General features: G+C 53.8%; 15 protein-coding genes and 1 riboswitch. Of the genes, 10 read left to right on the top strand and 5 right to left on the bottom strand.

Features of this window, described 5'->3' with window-relative positions; genetic code table 11:
• Positions 1-217: 217 nt before the first annotated feature.
• Positions 218-1,678 carry an Asp-tRNA(Asn)/Glu-tRNA(Gln) amidotransferase subunit GatA gene (gene gatA / locus KJS40_RS01330; protein ID WP_213538767.1) on the bottom strand — a complete coding sequence of 487 codons (1,461 nt, stop codon included), beginning with the start codon at positions 1,676-1,678 and terminating at the stop codon, positions 218-220.
• Between the two features lie 73 nt (positions 1,679-1,751).
• Entirely contained in the window at positions 1,752-2,039 is a 288-nt protein-coding gene (gatC, locus tag KJS40_RS01325; RefSeq protein WP_025041306.1) for an Asp-tRNA(Asn)/Glu-tRNA(Gln) amidotransferase subunit GatC, read from the bottom strand.
• Positions 2,040-2,150: 111 nt separating this feature from the next.
• Here gatC and KJS40_RS01320 point away from each other — a divergent pair, with 111 nt between their 5' ends.
• From KJS40_RS01320 to KJS40_RS01290, 7 genes are all read left to right on the top strand, one after another.
• Positions 2,151-3,209 carry a rod shape-determining protein gene (locus KJS40_RS01320; RefSeq protein WP_025041307.1) on the top strand — a complete coding sequence of 353 codons (1,059 nt, stop codon included), beginning with the start codon at positions 2,151-2,153 and terminating at the stop codon, positions 3,207-3,209.
• A 73-nt stretch (positions 3,210-3,282) separates the two neighbouring features.
• The gene (gene mreC, locus KJS40_RS01315) at positions 3,283-4,188 is read left to right on the top strand and encodes a rod shape-determining protein MreC (RefSeq protein ID WP_213538766.1); all 906 of its coding nucleotides are present in this window, start codon (positions 3,283-3,285) and stop codon (positions 4,186-4,188) included.
• The gene (mreD, locus tag KJS40_RS01310) at positions 4,175-4,696 is read left to right on the top strand and encodes a rod shape-determining protein MreD (RefSeq protein ID WP_213538765.1); all 522 of its coding nucleotides are present in this window, start codon (positions 4,175-4,177) and stop codon (positions 4,694-4,696) included. Before mreC ends, mreD begins: the two co-directional genes overlap by 14 nt.
• Positions 4,693-6,603, top strand: coding sequence for a penicillin-binding protein 2 (mrdA, locus tag KJS40_RS01305; RefSeq protein WP_213538764.1), 1,911 nt, complete (start codon positions 4,693-4,695; stop codon positions 6,601-6,603). Before mreD ends, mrdA begins: the two co-directional genes overlap by 4 nt.
• Positions 6,596-7,696: a rod shape-determining protein RodA gene (gene rodA, locus KJS40_RS01300; RefSeq protein WP_213538763.1), complete on the top strand. Its 1,101-nt coding sequence runs from the start codon at positions 6,596-6,598 to the stop codon at positions 7,694-7,696. The genes mrdA and rodA overlap by 8 nt, the downstream gene beginning before the upstream one ends.
• The gene (locus tag KJS40_RS01295) at positions 7,693-8,805 is read left to right on the top strand and encodes a septal ring lytic transglycosylase RlpA family protein (RefSeq protein ID WP_213538762.1); all 1,113 of its coding nucleotides are present in this window, start codon (positions 7,693-7,695) and stop codon (positions 8,803-8,805) included. The genes rodA and KJS40_RS01295 overlap by 4 nt, the downstream gene beginning before the upstream one ends.
• Positions 8,806-9,106: 301 nt before the next feature.
• Positions 9,107-10,348 (top strand): alanine--glyoxylate aminotransferase family protein, encoded by a 1,242-nt coding sequence (locus tag KJS40_RS01290; protein WP_213538761.1) that lies wholly within the window; start codon positions 9,107-9,109, stop codon positions 10,346-10,348.
• A gap of 218 nt (positions 10,349-10,566) precedes the next feature.
• Here the strand turns inward: KJS40_RS01290 and metF are convergent, their stop codons facing one another.
• The 3 genes from metF to metK all read right to left on the bottom strand — a co-directional run bounded on the left by metF (position 10,567) and on the right by metK (position 14,514).
• Positions 10,567-11,412 (bottom strand): methylenetetrahydrofolate reductase [NAD(P)H], encoded by an 846-nt coding sequence (gene metF, locus KJS40_RS01285; RefSeq protein ID WP_213538760.1) that lies wholly within the window; start codon positions 11,410-11,412, stop codon positions 10,567-10,569.
• Positions 11,413-11,718: 306 nt separating this feature from the next.
• The gene (ahcY, locus tag KJS40_RS01280) at positions 11,719-13,185 is read right to left on the bottom strand and encodes an adenosylhomocysteinase (RefSeq protein WP_213538759.1); all 1,467 of its coding nucleotides are present in this window, start codon (positions 13,183-13,185) and stop codon (positions 11,719-11,721) included.
• Between the two features lie 17 nt (positions 13,186-13,202).
• Positions 13,203-13,281, bottom strand: a riboswitch (S-adenosyl-L-homocysteine riboswitch).
• A 51-nt stretch (positions 13,282-13,332) separates the two neighbouring features.
• Positions 13,333-14,514: a methionine adenosyltransferase gene (metK, locus tag KJS40_RS01275; protein ID WP_213538758.1), complete on the bottom strand. Its 1,182-nt coding sequence runs from the start codon at positions 14,512-14,514 to the stop codon at positions 13,333-13,335.
• 81 nt (positions 14,515-14,595) lie between these two features.
• Here metK and KJS40_RS01270 point away from each other — a divergent pair, with 81 nt between their 5' ends.
• Genes KJS40_RS01270 through KJS40_RS01260 form a run of 3 tightly spaced genes read left to right on the top strand, consistent with a single transcriptional unit; the run spans position 14,596 to position 16,381 of the window.
• A complete protein-coding gene (locus tag KJS40_RS01270; RefSeq protein WP_213538757.1) occupies positions 14,596-14,871 on the top strand; it encodes a hypothetical protein in 276 nt (91 codons plus the stop codon).
• Positions 14,868-15,695 (top strand): diaminopimelate epimerase, encoded by an 828-nt coding sequence (dapF, locus tag KJS40_RS01265; protein ID WP_213538756.1) that lies wholly within the window; start codon positions 14,868-14,870, stop codon positions 15,693-15,695. The genes KJS40_RS01270 and dapF overlap by 4 nt, the downstream gene beginning before the upstream one ends.
• A 20-nt stretch (positions 15,696-15,715) precedes the next feature.
• Positions 15,716-16,381 (top strand): DUF484 family protein, encoded by a 666-nt coding sequence (locus KJS40_RS01260; RefSeq protein WP_213538755.1) that lies wholly within the window; start codon positions 15,716-15,718, stop codon positions 16,379-16,381.
• Positions 16,382-16,383 lie beyond the last annotated feature (2 nt).

Raw genomic sequence — 16,383 nt, 5'->3', positions numbered from 1 at the left:
TTTTTGGAATAGTACTCATCCGGGCGTGCTACGAAAAATTGATCCCGGCGATAATCGGCACGATATACCAGCCGAACTTGTTATCCGAGGGTGGAAAGCAGGCCATCGCGGGTTTTGAACTGGATACCGGGCCAAGTCTGGAATGGTTAAATTCATCGTACTCTCACGGAGATGAAAGATGAAAGCCGTGCCCGATACAGGTCAGTACAGGCTCAATTTACCCTTTGGATGTGCCGGGCATCTGAAAATGCCAGTCGGTTGTCCGCTGGTATTGATGTGCCACATTCAGCATTTGCGCTTCCGTAAAATAATTGCCAACGATGTGTAATCCCACCGGCCGGTTTTTGTTGCCAAAACCCACCGGGATAGACATGCCGGGCAAGCCGGCCAGGTTGACGGCGATGGTGTAGGCATCGGATAAGTACATCTGCACCGGATCGCTGCTTTTCTCTCCGAGATCGAATGCTACCGTGGGCGAAGTCGGGCCCATGATGATGTCGCACTGCTTGAAAGCCTCGGCAAAATCCAGTGCTATCAGACGCCGGAGCTTCTGTGCCTGAATGTAGTATGCATCGTAATATCCATGTGACAACACATAAGTTCCGATTAAAATGCGGCGCTTCACCTCTGCGCCAAAACCCTGCGCGCGGCTTTTCCGGTACATATCATCGAGATCGATATACTCCGGGGCACGATAGCCGTAACGCACGCCATCGAACCGGGATAGATTGCTCGACGCTTCCGCCGGGGCCAGCACATAGTAAACGGGTACCGACAGCTTCGTATTGGGTAGCGATACTTCCACCGTTTTTGCGCCAAGCTTGCGATATTCCGCGATAGCGGCTTCCACCGCGCGCGCTACGTCATCGTTTATTTCCTTCACGAAATATTCTTTCGGCAGGCCGATACGCAACCCTTCGAGCGGCTTTTCCAGATCGCGCGTGTAATCTTCCACCTCGCGCTGCAAACTGGTCGAATCACGTGTATCGAATCCTGCCATGACATTCAGCATCAACGCCAGATCTTCTGCTGATTTTGCCATCGGTCCGCCCTGGTCGAGGCTGGAAGCAAAAGCAATCATACCGTAGCGCGAAACCAGTCCATAGGTGGGTTTGATCCCGGAAATGCCGCATAACGCGGCCGGCTGACGAATCGAACCGCCAGTATCCGTGCCCGTCGCGGCAGGGGCCATGCGTGCGGCAACCACACAAGCGGAACCCCCCGAACTGCCGCCCGGCACGGCTGTGATATCCCATGGATTCTTTACCGGCCCGTAATAGGAGGTTTCGTTGCTGGATCCCATGGCGAATTCATCCATGTTGGTTTTGCCGATATTCACCGCCCCTGCCGCATTGAAACGTTCAACCACGGCAGCATCGTAAGGGGAAATGAAATTGGACAACATTTTCGATCCGCAGGTAGTGAGCCACCCCTTGGTACAAAAAATATCCTTCTGGGCGATCGGAATACCGGTAAGCGGCTGGGCCCGGCCGGATGCGATAATCATATCCGCGGCACGCGCTTGAGTCAGGCTAGTCTCTTCATTGATGGTAATGAAGGCGTTGTAGCCTGGATTTAGCACCCGGGAACGCTTGAGGAATTCATCGGTCAATTCAACGCTGGAGATTTTTTTCGCGGCGAGGAGCGTGGAAAATTGCTTGAGGCTGGAGTTCAACATGTTATTCGCGGGGTGAAGCAAATCTTGCAAAAGATTACAAACGTGGAAGGAGAACTCAGGGGCGCGCCAGGTTTTACTCGATAACCTTTGGCACGAGGTAAAGACCCGCCTCTACCTGGGGCGCTATGGATTGAAACAACTCGCGCTGATCGACCTCCGTCACGATATCCGGGCGCAACCGTTGCATCAAATCCTGCGCATGGGACACAGGTTTTATGGTCGATGTATCCACCGCCTGCATCTGCTGGATCAGGTTGAAGATACCCGATAACTGAGCCAGCGCGGTACTCGCCTCATCCTCGCTGACTTCAATGCGCGCCAGGTTGGCGATGCGCTTTACCTCATCCAGAGACAGTGACATTGACCGCCAAATCCCTTATATTCAAATAGGTAATAGAGTATCATAGCCCGCCTGAGTGACGCATCCTTTTCCGCGCTTTATCATCGCCATCTGCAACGGATTTCGTAAACCATGCTTAATTTTATAAACAATAATGTATTGAAGGGTTATTTTTCGACCGATATGGCGATAGACCTGGGAACCGCCAATACGCTGATTTACGTACGCGGCCAGGGTATTGTATTAAATGAACCTTCCGTAGTAGCAATACGCCAGGATGGCGGCCCCAACGGCAAAAAAGTAATTCAGCAGGTAGGGCTGGCGGCCAAGCAGATGCTGGGACGGACCCCCGGTAATATCACCGCGATCCGTCCTATGAAGGACGGCGTTATCGCCGATTTCACCGTAACCGAACAGATGCTGAAGCACTTCATCAAGAAGGTAAATCCGCCGCGACTGTTTTCCGCCAATCCCCGCATTGTAATCTGCGTACCTTATGGATCCACTCAGGTGGAGCGTCGCGCCATTCGCGAAGCCGCTTACGGCGCCGGCGCACGCAAGGTCGAACTGATCGAGGAACCGATGGCGGCAGCGATCGGCGCCAACTTGCCGGTCGAGGAAGCGACTGGTTCGATGGTGGTTGATATCGGTGGCGGCACGACCGAAGTGGGCGTAATTTCACTCGGCGGCATCGTTTATTCAAATTCGGTACGCGTCGGAGGCGATAAGTTCGACGAGGCAATCATCAATTACATTCGCCGCAATTACGGCATGCTGATCGGTGAAGTTACCGCCGAACTGATCAAGAAGGAAATAGGATCCGCCTTCCCCGGCTCGGAAGTACGGGAAATGGAAGTCAAGGGACGAAATCTGGCAGAAGGAATTCCGCGCAGCTTCACTATTTCCAGCAACGAAATCCTCGAAGCGCTGACGGATCCGCTGAATAGTATCGTCAGCGCGGTCAAATCGGCGCTTGAGCATACGTTGCCTGAGCTGGGTGCGGATATCGCTGAAAAAGGCATGGTATTGACCGGTGGCGGGGCACTGCTAAGAGACATTGATCGCCTATTGATGGAAGAAACAGGGTTGTCGGTTATTATCGCTGAAGACCCACTCACCTGTGTAGTGCGGGGATCAGGTGTCGCTCTGGAAAATATGGATCAGTTGGTCGGCGTTTTTGCCAGTGACTAGCGGGTTTTCGAGGACGTCCGGTCGGGTCCCGGCCGAGCGCATATTGAATCGTCCATCGTGAAACCCGAGAGACATGACGGAAACGAATCCGCGGTTTTTCAGGCATGGTCCCAGTCTGCTGGCGCGGCTTGTTTTTTTTGTAATGCTGTCATTAGTGCTGATGGCCGTCGACGCCCGGTTTAAATATCTTCTCGAAATTCGCCAGGCCTTCTCTACCGTGGTCTATCCACTACAGAAACTAGCCAATGTACCGGGAACGATCTACGACAGCGTAAGCGAGCTTCTCTTTAGCGGGCATCTGGCCGACGAGAATATTCATCTCAAGCAGCAGCACCTTGTCGACCGGGGCCAACTCCAGCAGTTGAGCGCCCTGGAAGCTGAAAATGCCCAGTTGCGCAAGCTTCTGGAAGCCACGCAGCGGGTTGAAAGCAAAGCGGTGATGGCTGAAATCCTGCATGTACCGCGCGATCCGTTTAACCGTAAGGTTATGCTTGATAAAGGTAGCCAAAGCGGGGTCCAGCCAGGTCAGGTGGTGGTGGATGATATTGGCGTGGTGGGGCAGATTACACGCGACTATCCATGGGCATCCGAAGTCACGCTCATTACTGACAAGGATCATTCCGTGCCGGTGCAGGTAGTGCGTAACGGCCTTCGCTCAGTGATATCGGGCACGGGAAAGGATGCGATGCTTGAATTGCGTTACCTGGCTGTCAACACCGATATACAGGAAGGAGACTCCCTGGTTACTTCCGGAATAGATGGGGTTTATCCCCCTGGCCTTCCCGTCGCGGTGGTTTCAAAGATCGAACGCAATCCTACGTATGTCTTTGCCCGTGTTACCTGTACACCTGTCGCCGGAGTAGGTCATAACCGCCAGTTGTTGATATTGTCCACGCTGGCGCCCGTTACGGAAATTCCGGTGGAGGCGTTCGAATTGAAGCCCGAGGGCAGAAAGCGAGAAAAAGGTGGCATTCGCTAATCATCCCAAACATGAAATTCTGCTGCCTGTCAGGGGCTCGTTCATCGTCGTCAGCCTGATGGTGGCGTTATTGCTGAATCTCATGCCGTTAAAAGGCATAGCGCTAGCGCTATGGCCGGATTTCATCGCCCTGGCGATACTTTACTGGTGTATCAGCCAACCGCAGCGTGTCGGTATCAGCGTCGCATTTGTAATGGGCCTGCTAATGGATTTCGGCGATGCCACCACATTTGGCCAGCATGCCCTGGCATACAGCATCATGGCTTTTGTCGCACTGCTGTTTCACCGGCGCCTGAGCAACTTTGAATTGCTAAAGCAAGCTCCGCAGATAGGATTGATATTGCTTTTGGGACAACTCATCATACTTCTGACAGGGCTGCTGGATGGGTCCCATTTTCCCGGCTGGAATTTCTTTCTCGCGAGCGTTACCGGCACATTGCTATGGCCGTTTTTCTCTTCATTGCTGAGAATACCACAGAAGCCCAGGTTTGAATCCGATGCCCGATGAGCCGTACAGTAGAGCTTCGTAACCATCCGCGTGAACTGAAAAATTTCCAGTTGCGGCTTGCCTTCAGCGCGGGATTCGTGCTGCTGCTATTCCTTTTGCTGTTTGCGCGTTTCTCTTACCTCCAGGTATCGCAGCGCGAGCACTATCATACTCTGGCGGAAGCCAACCGCATCTCCATCTCACCTATCGTGCCCAATCGGGGTTTGATTTTCGACCGTAATGGTGAAGTGCTGGCGCATAACTACTCTGCTTATACGCTTGAAATCGTGCCCAGCAAGGTTGGAGACCTTGAGGCTCTCATTAATGAATTGGCTACCGTTGTCGAAATAGCCGCGAGAGACCGCAAGCGTTTTAAAAAATTGATGGAGGAGAGTAAGAGATTTGAAAGCTTGCCCATCCGTACCCGGTTGTCGGATGTAGAAGTCGCCCGTTTTGCAGCCAACCGCTATCGCTTTCCAGGGGTGGAAATCAAGGCACGTTTATTCCGCCAGTACCCCAAGGGAGAAAGCGCATCTCATGTCGTCGGCTATATCGGCCGAATCAACGACAAGGATCTTGAGCGACTGGAAGCCAGCGACGGCTTGGCCAATTATCGAGGCTCCCACCACATGGGTAAAATCGGTATCGAGCAAAGTTACGAAAAAGAACTGCACGGTATCACGGGTTTCGAGGAAATGGAAACGGATGCCGCCGGCCGGGTGATAAGAGTGATATCCCGTACGCCGGCGATCTCCGGCAACGATCTGACACTTTCGCTCGACGCCAGATTGCAAGAGGTCGCCGAGAAAGCTTTTGGAGATCGGCGCGGCGCGCTGGTCGCGATTGAACCTGCTACCGGCGAGGTGCTCGCGTTCGTCAGTAAACCGGGATTCGATCCCAATCTGTTTGTCGATGGCATCGATTCTGAAAATTGGGATTTACTGAATAATTCCATCGACAGGCCTTTAAACAACCGCGCGTTGCGCGGGCTTTACCCGCCAGGCTCCACGTTCAAACCATTTATGGCACTGGCCGGCCTGGAGCTGAAAAAACGCTGGCCACGGCATGCAATCAACGACTCCGGGTATTTCAGCCTGCCCGGCAGCACGCACCGCTTTCGCGATTGGAAAGCCGGGGGCCATGGAATTGTGGACCTGCACAAATCTCTGGTCGTATCGTGTGACACGTACTACTACGGGCTTGCCAACGACCTCGGCATTGACAACATCTTCGATTTCGTCAGTCAGTTTGGATTGGGGAAGAAAACCGGCCTCGATATCGAGGGAGAAGCTAGCGGCCTGTTGCCCTCACAAGAATGGAAAATGCGACGGCACAAACAGAAGTGGTATGCCGGCGACACGATTTCGGTGGGCATAGGCCAAGGCTACAATCTGACCACTCCGCTACAACTGGCCTTTGCTACCGCGATACTGGCGGGGAATGGCACAGCATTTCGTCCACATCTGGTGAAGCAGGTCCTGAATAACAACAAGGAGGTGGTGCGGGAAATCGCCAAGGAGCCCTTATACACGCTCAATCTCAATCCCGATAATTTACAGGCGGTGCGAAACGCGCTCATAGATGTTACCCAGCCTGGCGGCACCGCGGCACTCGCCGGCGCCGACGCTGCCTATGTTTTTGCGGGCAAGACCGGTACGTCACAAGTGATCGGCATGAAGCAAGGGGAGAAATACGTAGAAAGCAAGATCCGGGAACGTTTTCGCGACCACGCGCTGTTCATTGCTTACGCCCCCGCCGAGAACCCAAAAATAGCGCTATCGGTACTGGTGGAAAACGGCGGTCATGGCGGGTCTACCGCTGCGCCGATCGCCAGGATGGTGATGGACTACTTCCTGCTTGGCAAGTTGCCCACAGAAGCGGCGGCAGAAGCTGTCGAGCCGAATGAAGAAGAGGACGAGCATGACTGAACCCATGCGCTTGTGGCATTACCTCACGCGTTATGTGGACAGCTTCCTGCTGAGCGGAATATTGCTACTGATGCTGACCGGTTTGTTCACGCTGTATAGCGCAACCGATGCCAACCTCGGCCGCGTCACCAATCAGGCAGTCAATATGCTGGTTGCACTGGGCATCATGTGGCTGGTCGCCAACATTCCATTGCAGCATATCATGCGCATTGCCCTGCCGATATATGTAGCCGGCGTTCTGCTGCTGCTTGGCGTGGCGCTGTTCGGTGAGATAAACAATGGCGCTCGGCGCTGGTTGAACATCGGCTTTACCCGTATTCAACCGTCCGAGTTGATGAAGATAGCCGTGCCGCTGATGATGGCGTGGTATTTCGATAAACATGAAGCCACCTTGCGGCTGAGGGATTATGCGGTTGCAACGCTGCTGCTGATACTTCCCGTACTGATGATCGTACGCCAGCCGGACTTGGGCACAGCGCTGCTCATCGCATCGAGCGGCTTCTACGTACTGTTCCTCACAGGGCTGTCATGGCGCATCATGGGCGCCTTGTTCGTCGCCGGGGCAGGAAGCTTGCCGATACTATGGTCGACGATGCATGACTATCAGCGAAGGCGCGTCATGACCTTGCTTGATCCGACACAGGATGCGCTCGGCGCAGGCTATCACACCATTCAATCCACCATTGCTATTGGCTCTGGAGGCATTCTTGGCAAGGGCTGGCAGCATGGTACCCAGACCCATCTCGATTTCCTTCCCGAGAGAAGCACCGATTTCATCTTTGCGGTATTTTCCGAAGAATTCGGGCTTATCGGCAACTCGCTGCTGTTGCTGCTGTACCTGGTGGTTATCGGCCGCGGCATGATTATCGCTGCCAATGCCTCAACCCAGTTTACGCGCCTTATCGCCGGTTCGATCACGCTGACATTTTTCACTTATATTTTTGTCAACATAGGCATGGTCATCGGCATTCTGCCCGTAGTGGGAGTACCGCTGCCTCTGATCAGCTACGGCGGTACATCGATGGTGACAATGCTGCTGGGATTTGGTATTTTGATGAGCATACAGACGCATCCCAAGTTGGTGAAGACATGAGGAATATTGATTCGAGATCAGAATCCGTGTCGAATCCATTGCCCCCTCCTCGGCAATGGGCAGCCTGGATTATCGCAGTCTTTATTCTTACTTTCGTTGGCGGCTGCGGCACCATCCTGAAACAGGACAAGAGAGGCAAAACCGGCACATCGACGCTATTCGGCACCGGCCTGAAAAAGGGAGGTGGTTATTACCTGGACGATGGCCCCGGCGATAATCCACCCGCCGATCTCGCGTCCATTCCAGATGCCGTTCCCCGCGACGAGCCCTTGCGTCAGGCAAACATGCGCCCTTATGTCGCGCTGGGGAAATCCTATGCGCCGATGACTGTCCTGGAATCCTACAGGGAACGTGGAATCGCTTCTTGGTACGGCCGGCGGTACCATGGGCAAAAGACTGCCTCCGGTGAAGTCTACGATATGTATGGCATGACGGCAGCGCACACCACCTTGCCATTGCCCAGCTATGTTCGCGTCACCAACATCAGGAACGGAAAATCCGTAGTAGTAAGGGTTAATGATCGCGGACCCTTCCTTTCCGACCGCCTCATCGATCTTTCCTACACCGCCGCCTATAAGCTCGATGTACTGGGTGGCGGCAGCGCCTGGGTCGAAGTGGAAACTGTCCTGCCGGGTTCTGATCCTGCCATGCGGGTTGCGTCGGCGTCTGCCGTTGCCCCGAATACGGTCCGCACCTTTGCCGCAAATCCCCCCGCACCTGTTCCGGTATCCGCCGTCGCCGGCGAAAAGACAGATGCGCCTGCTGGTGCAGGGCAACAGGAGGCAGCGGCCGGACCAGGCTTGTTCGAAGTTGCATACTCACCCATGGAGTCAGGCGCATCCGTATCCGGCAGCACTGCTGCTCCCGCCACCGCGGATGCAAGGGGAATCTATCTGCAACTGGGCGCGTTCAGTGCCTATGATAATGCCGATAATTTCCTTGCACGCATGCGCAGCGCGCTTCCTTCAATCGATGCGCTCGGTATCGTCCCGCAAGATGGCTTGTTCAAGGTCCATGCGGGCCCTTATCCGGATCAGGTGGTGGCCAGGCAGGCGGCCGACAAGATCGCCCGCAGCCTTTCTATCAGGCCAATGTTGCTGGTGCGGTAGATTCCCGATCTATCTATGGCGAGGCAGGTTGCGAGACAGTTTTTCGGGTTGGAGAAATCCATAGCTTAGTCTATGGACGCTGAGCAAGCGGCGAAAATGACCGCAAACTGACCGCCAGCACTCGGGTAGGCTCGCAGAGCCGCCTAATGAATTATCTGGGATTCGGTCTGCAGCGAATTGTAATGATGTCCTGGGAAGAAAAACGGGCCAGTTCTGGCATCTTGATAGCAAATTCTCTGCCCACTTGATAAAATCGATCTTCCTTCTCAATTATTCCGCCCACCCCAACTCAGGATCAGCTATGACAATACACTTCGGCCCAGCCAAAAGAATCGGTACATTTTATCCACCGCAACGCACTTTGATGGGACCGGGACCATCCGATACCCACCCGCGCGTCTTGTCCGCCATGGCCCGCCCGACTCTGGGGCATCTTGATCCAGTGTTCACGGACATGATGGAAGAGCTGAAAAGCCTGCTGCGCTATGCCTTTCAAACCACAAATCTGTTGACTTTTCCGGTTTCGGGTCCAGGTTCGGTTGGGATGGAGATGTGCTTTGTCAACATGGTCAGCCCCGGCGATAAGGTGATTGTATGCCGCAATGGCGTATTTGGCGGGCGCATGATCGAGAATGTGCAACGCTGCGGTGGTACGGCAGTGGTGGTTGAAGACAAATGGGGAGCGCCGGTTGATCCGCAAAAACTGGAAGACGCATTGAAGCAGAACCCTGACGCGAAGATTGTTGCCTTTGTTCACGCCGAGACCTCCACCGGCGCGCTGTCAGATGCAAAAACCCTTTGCGAGATCGCTCATCGCCACAACTGCTTGACCATCGTTGATACCGTCACCTCCCTGGGGGGTTCACCACTCAAGGTTGACGAATGGAAGATCGACGCAATTTATTCTGGTAGCCAGAAATGTCTTTCATGCCCACCGGGGTTGTCGCCTGTCAGTTTTTCCGAACGTGTGGTGGAACTGGTCAAGAATCGCAAGGGAAAAGTACAAAGCTGGTTTATGGATTTGAATTTGCTTCTCGGATATTGGGGAAGCTCCCGTACTTACCACCATACCGCCCCCACAAACGCGCTCTATGCACTGCACGAATCTCTGGTAATGCTGCACGAGGAAGGGCTGGAACATTCCTGGGCACGTCATCAACGCAACCACAAGGCGCTCAGGGCAGGGTTTGAAACACTGGGCATGGAATATCTTGTGGAGGAAAAATCGCGCCTACCACAGCTTAATTCCGTGCGTGTGCCGGATGGAATCGATGAAAAAGAGGTGCGTCGGAGGTTACTCGCCGACTATAGCCTCGAAATTGGTGCCGGCCTTGGCGACTTCGCCGGCAAGATCTGGCGCTTCGGCCTGATGGGTTATTCCAGCAGAATGGAAAATGTCATGCTGAGCCTGGGTGCCCTGGAAACGGTGTTATCCGACATGGGCAAGAAAATTGAACATGGCGCGGCAGAATCCGCCGCACATTATGCTTATGCGGCTAACCCATTACCTCTGGAAAGTAAAAACGCTGCCCAGGCGGCTTGATTCAACGTTTTAACCTGAATCTTATCCTCCGCGGCAGGATGGGTGGAACGTAGTGCAACCCATTGATTTTAATAATGGGTTGCAGCTTGGCAGCCTTCACTCATCCTGCAAGAGCTACTCTATCAGGTAGCGACATCCATAAAAGGGGATTTTCTTGCAGCGCAATGCGCTTCACTCGTTGAACGCACCGAGCCTATCTGAAACAGGTAAAAACTGAATTACAACCCCAGCCGCTGCCAGATGGTAGTCGTCGGCCCCGCCGAGTTCAACGTATAAAAGTGCAATCCCGGCGCGCCGGCATTCAACAACCGATCGCATAAATTGGTCACGATATCGAGTCCGAAGGCGCGTATCGATGCGCTGTCGTCACCGTAGCCTTCCAGTTTTTTTCTGATCCAGCGAGGTATTTCAGCGCCGCAAGCATCCGAAAATCTTGCCAGTTGTGAAAATTTATTGATCGGCATGATGCCGGGCACGATAGGGATACGGATATCCATTGCTTCGCATGCATCAATGAAACTGAAGTAGGCATCCGCATTATAGAAGTACTGGGTGATAACGGAATCCGCTCCCGCTTCAACCTTGCGTTTGAAGTTCAGCAAATCCTCCTGAGCCGAGTTGGACTGCGGATGGTATTCCGGATAAGACGCGACATCAATGTGGAACGCGTCATCAAATTCCTCACGTATAAACGCCACCAGTTCATTTGCATAACGAAACTCTCCCCCTTGTGCCATGCCCGAGGGAAGGTCCCCTCGCAGCGCAACCACATGGCGAATACCGCCGTCGCGGTATTTTTGCAACATGTCGCGGATGTTTTCGCTGGTCGCACCAATACAGGAAAGATGGGGTGCCGCTACATAACCCTCTGCCTGAATTTCCAGAACCGTCTCAAGGGTTCGGTCGCGGGTGGATCCCCCTGCACCGAAGGTCACGGAAAAGAATTTCGGGTTGAGTTGTGCCAGTTGCTTGCGCGTCGCACGCAACTTCTCGATTCCCTCCGGCGTTTGCGGCGGGAAAAACTCGAAACTGAAGGTGGGGGCAAATTTCTTTTGCGATTCCATTTTTACTCGCCGGGTTGATTCACAGGGATAGTGTGACGCTAGGTGGTTGCAAGCCTATCGGCTATCGGCACATCGTCGACTATCGGAGAATGTTTTCAGGAAGCGGGGCGCAAACGGATCCAGGATACCCAGTGGCACGCAAGCACGCTGAGGATAGAAACAGGATCCCGGTGTCCTTGGCCGATACGATACTCATACCGGCTTATGACATTTTTGTTTGGCGTATTTGAGCCAGACCACGCTGGCGAAGGAGATAAAGATTTGAGTACTCCCCTTATCTCCTCCTAACCGCTTGAAAGCCGAAAATCAATACCGGTACATTGCAGGCTTGTACGGCCCGTTCTTGTCCAGGTTCAGGTAGCTTGCCTGCTCCTCGGTCAATTCGGTGAGCTTGACGCCCAGTTTCTTGATGTGCAATCGCGCCACTTTTTCATCCAGGTACTTCGGCAGCACATAGACGTTTTTCTCATAGCTGGCGCCATTTTGCCATAACTCCATTTGCGCCAGCACCTGATTGGTAAACGAACTGGACATGACAAACGAAGGATGGCCGGTGGCACAGCCGAGGTTCACCAACCGCCCCTGCGCCAGCACGATGATGCGGCGACCTGTGGGGAAAATGACGTGATCCACCTGTGGCTTTATATTTTCCCATTGGTATTTCTCGACCGATGCGATATCGATTTCGGAATCAAAATGGCCGATATTGCACACGATGGCCTGGTCTTTCATTCTCAGCATATGGTCATGGGTAATAACGCGCAGATTGCCCGTGGCGGTGACGAAAATGTCGGCTTGATGGCAAACTTCGTCCATGGATACGACCCGATAGCCCTCCATTGCCGCTTGCAGCGCGCATATCGGATCTATCTCGGTTATCCAGACTGTAGCGCCCAGACCTCGCAGGGATTGAGCGCATCCCTTGCCTACGTCTCCATATCCACATACCAGCGCAATCTTGCCGGCAATCATGACGTCGGTGGCGCGTTTGATACCGTCCACCAGCGACTCGCGGCAACCGTAGAGATTGTCGAACTTGGACTTGGTCACCGAATCGTTGACGTTGAATGCAGGAAACGGCAGCTCGCCTTTTTTTTGCATCTCGTACAAGCGATGGACACCGGTGGTGGTTTCCTCCGTCACGCCGCGAATAACATCGCGTTTGCTGGAGTACCAACCGGGGCTGACGCTCAACCGTTTCCGGATTGCTGCGAACAACGCACGTTCTTCCTCATTGGTCGGGTTGGCTATGACTGATAGGTCTTTTTCTGCGCGGCTGCCGAGGATAACGAGCAACGTCGCGTCGCCTCCATCATCCAGGATCATATTGGGGGCGCTGCTCGCATCCGATGCCTGATCACCGGACCACTCGAAAATGCGGTGGGTATATTCCCAGTAATCGTCCAGCGACTCGCCCTTGTAGGCGAATACGGGTATGCTTTCCGCCGCGATGGCCGCGGCTGCATGATCCTGCGTGGAAAAAATATTGCATGACGCCCAGCGCACCTGCGCACCCAGCTTGATCAGCGTTTCAATCAATACCGCCGTCTGGATGGTCATGTGCAGGGACCCGGCAATACGCGCACCTTCCAGAGGCCTGGCACCAGCGTATTCTTCGCGTAGCGCCATCAGACCCGGCATCTCGGTTTCGGCGATGGCAATTTCCTTGCGCCCCCATTCCGCGAGGGACATATCGGCAACTTTATAATCCGTAAATTCACTGCCCTTGCTTGTGGAGGCAGATGCGGATGCAGGATTGAGCACAGCGTTCATGAAATTATCTCCTGAAAGATGAACGAGCGCCGTTTGTTACGATCCTTCCCTGCCGAGCCTCGCGGGACTGTGCCCGTTGCAGCGCTCCTCGGCATGGCGAAGGGATGAAGCTAATCTGAAAATTCAAGCCTGAGCACGCGTCGTTGCCTAAGCCTCTACCGCGGTTTTGATTCCTGCTTCGTCGCGCAGCAATGCGGCTTTATCTATGGCTTCCCAGGTGAATTCCGGCTCGTCACGCCCAAAATGGCCATAGGCGGCGGTTTTCTCGTATATCGGACGCAGCAAGTCAAGCGTATAAATAATAGCACGGGGTCGCAAATCAAAATGACGCTCGATCAGCTTGATGATTTTCGCGTCGGAAATTTTTCCTGTTCCGAAAGTTTCCACCATCAGTGAGACAGGACGCGCGACGCCAATGGCGTAGGCTATCTGAACTTCACATCTGCTGGCGATACCGGCGGCAACGATGTTCTTGGCCACGTAACGCCCTGCATAGGCTGCAGAACGGTCGACCTTGGAAGGATCCTTACCCGAGAATGCGCCACCACCGTGATGCGCCGTACCGCCATAGGTGTCTACGATGATCTTGCGGCCCGTCAAGCCGCAATCGCCCATCGGTCCCCCTACCACAAAACGTCCGGTAGGATTGATGAGGTAGCGACTCTCGCCATTCAGCATTTTTTTCGGAAGTACCGGCTTGATGACTTCTTCGATTATCGCTTCGCTCAGTTGCGCGTGAGGAATATCCGGATGATGCTGGGTGGATATCACCACGGTTTCGATCCGCTGCGGTATGCCGTTCACATAGCGCACCGATACTTGCGACTTCGCATCTGGACGCAACCACGGCAGGCGCCCATCTTTTCTCAGTTCCGCTTGCCGCTCCATCAAGCGATGGGCATAGTAAATCGGCATCGGCATCAATTGCGGTGTCTCGTCGCAGGCATAGCCGAACATGAGTCCCTGGTCGCCCGCGCCCTGATCCATTTCCTCTTCTTTGGTGCGGTTGACTCCTTGCGCAATGTCAGGAGACTGTTTGTTGAACGCGGTAAGCACAGCACAGGTACGATAATCGAAACCGATATCGGAACTATCGTAACCAATACGCTTGACCGCCGCACGTGCAACTTGCATATAGTCGACGTTGGCTGTGGTGGTAATTTCACCAGACATCACGATCAGGCCTGTACTGCACAGCGTCTCGCAGGCTACCCGTGCACTGGGATCCTGGGTGAGGATAGCATCCAGGATTGAATCGGAAATCTGATCAGCTACCTTGTCTGGATGACCTTCGGATACGGATTCGGAAGTAAAAAGATATTCACTCATGTTGTCCAGCCGCTATAGTGGTAAAAGGTCTGTAGAATACCAAATTACTCGGGTATTAAGAAGATCAATGATAGTGAAACCATGTTTATTCCTGCGGAATCCTTGAACACCTTTCGCACTTGCATAACGATGGCGTTTTGGGATTGGATACCGCAAAGGTACGTCAGGCACGGATGCGAGTGGTTCGCCAGGGATGGCGAGGGAATCGAGCATGATAATGGTACCGAGGGCTTTCTCATGCGGCGCAGTGCGCTTCGCTTATTGACGCTCTCCCCGACACTGCTACGCTTTACGCCTGACCGTGTGCAACTTTCCATATACACGGACGTTACATTCAGTTCGGCACGTCACAGATGAGAATCAAGTTTTCCAAAATGCATGGCCTCGGCAATGATTTCGTTGTGATTGATGGCGTAAGTCAGTCGGTTTCCCTCAGTACGGAACAATTACAGCGGCTTGCCGACCGCCATTTTGGCGTCGGCTGTGATCAGGTTCTTCTCGTAGAAACCGCGGAAGGCGATGCTGATTATCGCTATCGAATATTCAATGCGGATGGGGGCGAAGTGGAGCAGTGCGGCAACGGCGCGCGCTGTTTCGTTCGCTATGTGCATGATCGCGGAATGACAAGCAAGCGCGAAATCCGCGTGGAGACGCTGGGAGGCGTGATAATTCCAAGGCTGGAGGCCGATGGAGAAGTCACTGTCAATATGGGCGCGCCCAAATTCGAACCTCGGGAAATCCCCTTCGTCGCCGAAAAACGCGCACCGACTTATCTACTCGATATCGACAGCAAACAACTGGAAATCAGCGTTGTGTCGATGGGTAATCCCCACGCCGTGCAATTGGTGCCGGATATAGATGATGCGCCAGTATTGACCGAAGGTGTGATGATCGAGGGTCATTCACGTTTTCCTCAGCGGGTGAATGCCGGCTATATGCAGGTTATCGGCCGACATCATATCCGGCTGCGCGTATATGAACGCGGCGCTGGCGAAACGCTAGCTTGTGGCACTGGCGCTTGTGCCGCAGTGGTAGCGGGAATTCAACGGGGCGTGCTTGAGTCACCAGTGGAGGTCAGTTTTCGCGGCGGCGATTTACTTATCCGATGGGAAGGCGAAAATCATCCGGTCTGGATGACAGGTCCCGCAGTCACCGTGTTCGATGGAGAGATCGACTTATAAGAATTCAGACAGGGAGAAATATGGAATCAAGTCCGGAAGAAGTCGCTCAATACCTGCGCACACATCCTGAATTTTTTGAAGAATATGCCGATGTGCTGGCAGAGATTCAGATTCCGCATCCTCATGGCGGCAGAGCCATTCCCATTAGCGAACGCCAGATCGTCGCCCTTCGGGACAAGAATCGCATCTTGCAGGATAAATTGGGCGAGTTGATCAGATTTGGTGAGGAAAACGGCGCTATTACCGAAAAAATGCACCGTCTGGCAGTAGCGCTCCTCACATTCGCTCACCTGGCTGATTTTCTACATGGGTTGAACTTTCATTTGCGCGAGGATTTTTCCATACCTCATATGGCCTTGAGGTTGTGGAACATGACTGCCGAAGGCCCCGCGCTACCCGAGTTCGCGCCAACCAGCCCCGATACCCATGCTCTGGCTGAAAACCTGTCACGCCCTTACTGCGGTTCTCACGTGTTGGACGAGATCAGAGACTGGTTCGGAGAAGATGCTGTTCGCCTGCGCTCATTTGCGATGGTGTCCCTGTCGGCAGAGCAAACCATCGGTCTGCTGGTGATGGCCAGCGAGGACCCGCAGCGATTTTACCCGGAGATGGGAACGATTTACCTGACGCAACTGGGCGAACTGGTAAGCGCCGCATTAAAACGTTTCACACGTGCTGAAGGATAAGA

Origin of the sequence: Nitrosospira sp. NRS527 (assembly GCF_018406445.1) — a bacterium.
GTDB lineage: Bacteria > Pseudomonadota > Gammaproteobacteria > Burkholderiales > Nitrosomonadaceae > Nitrosospira > Nitrosospira briensis.
Note: the sequence above shows the minus strand (reverse complement) of the source record. Positions and strands in the feature narration are given on the sequence as shown.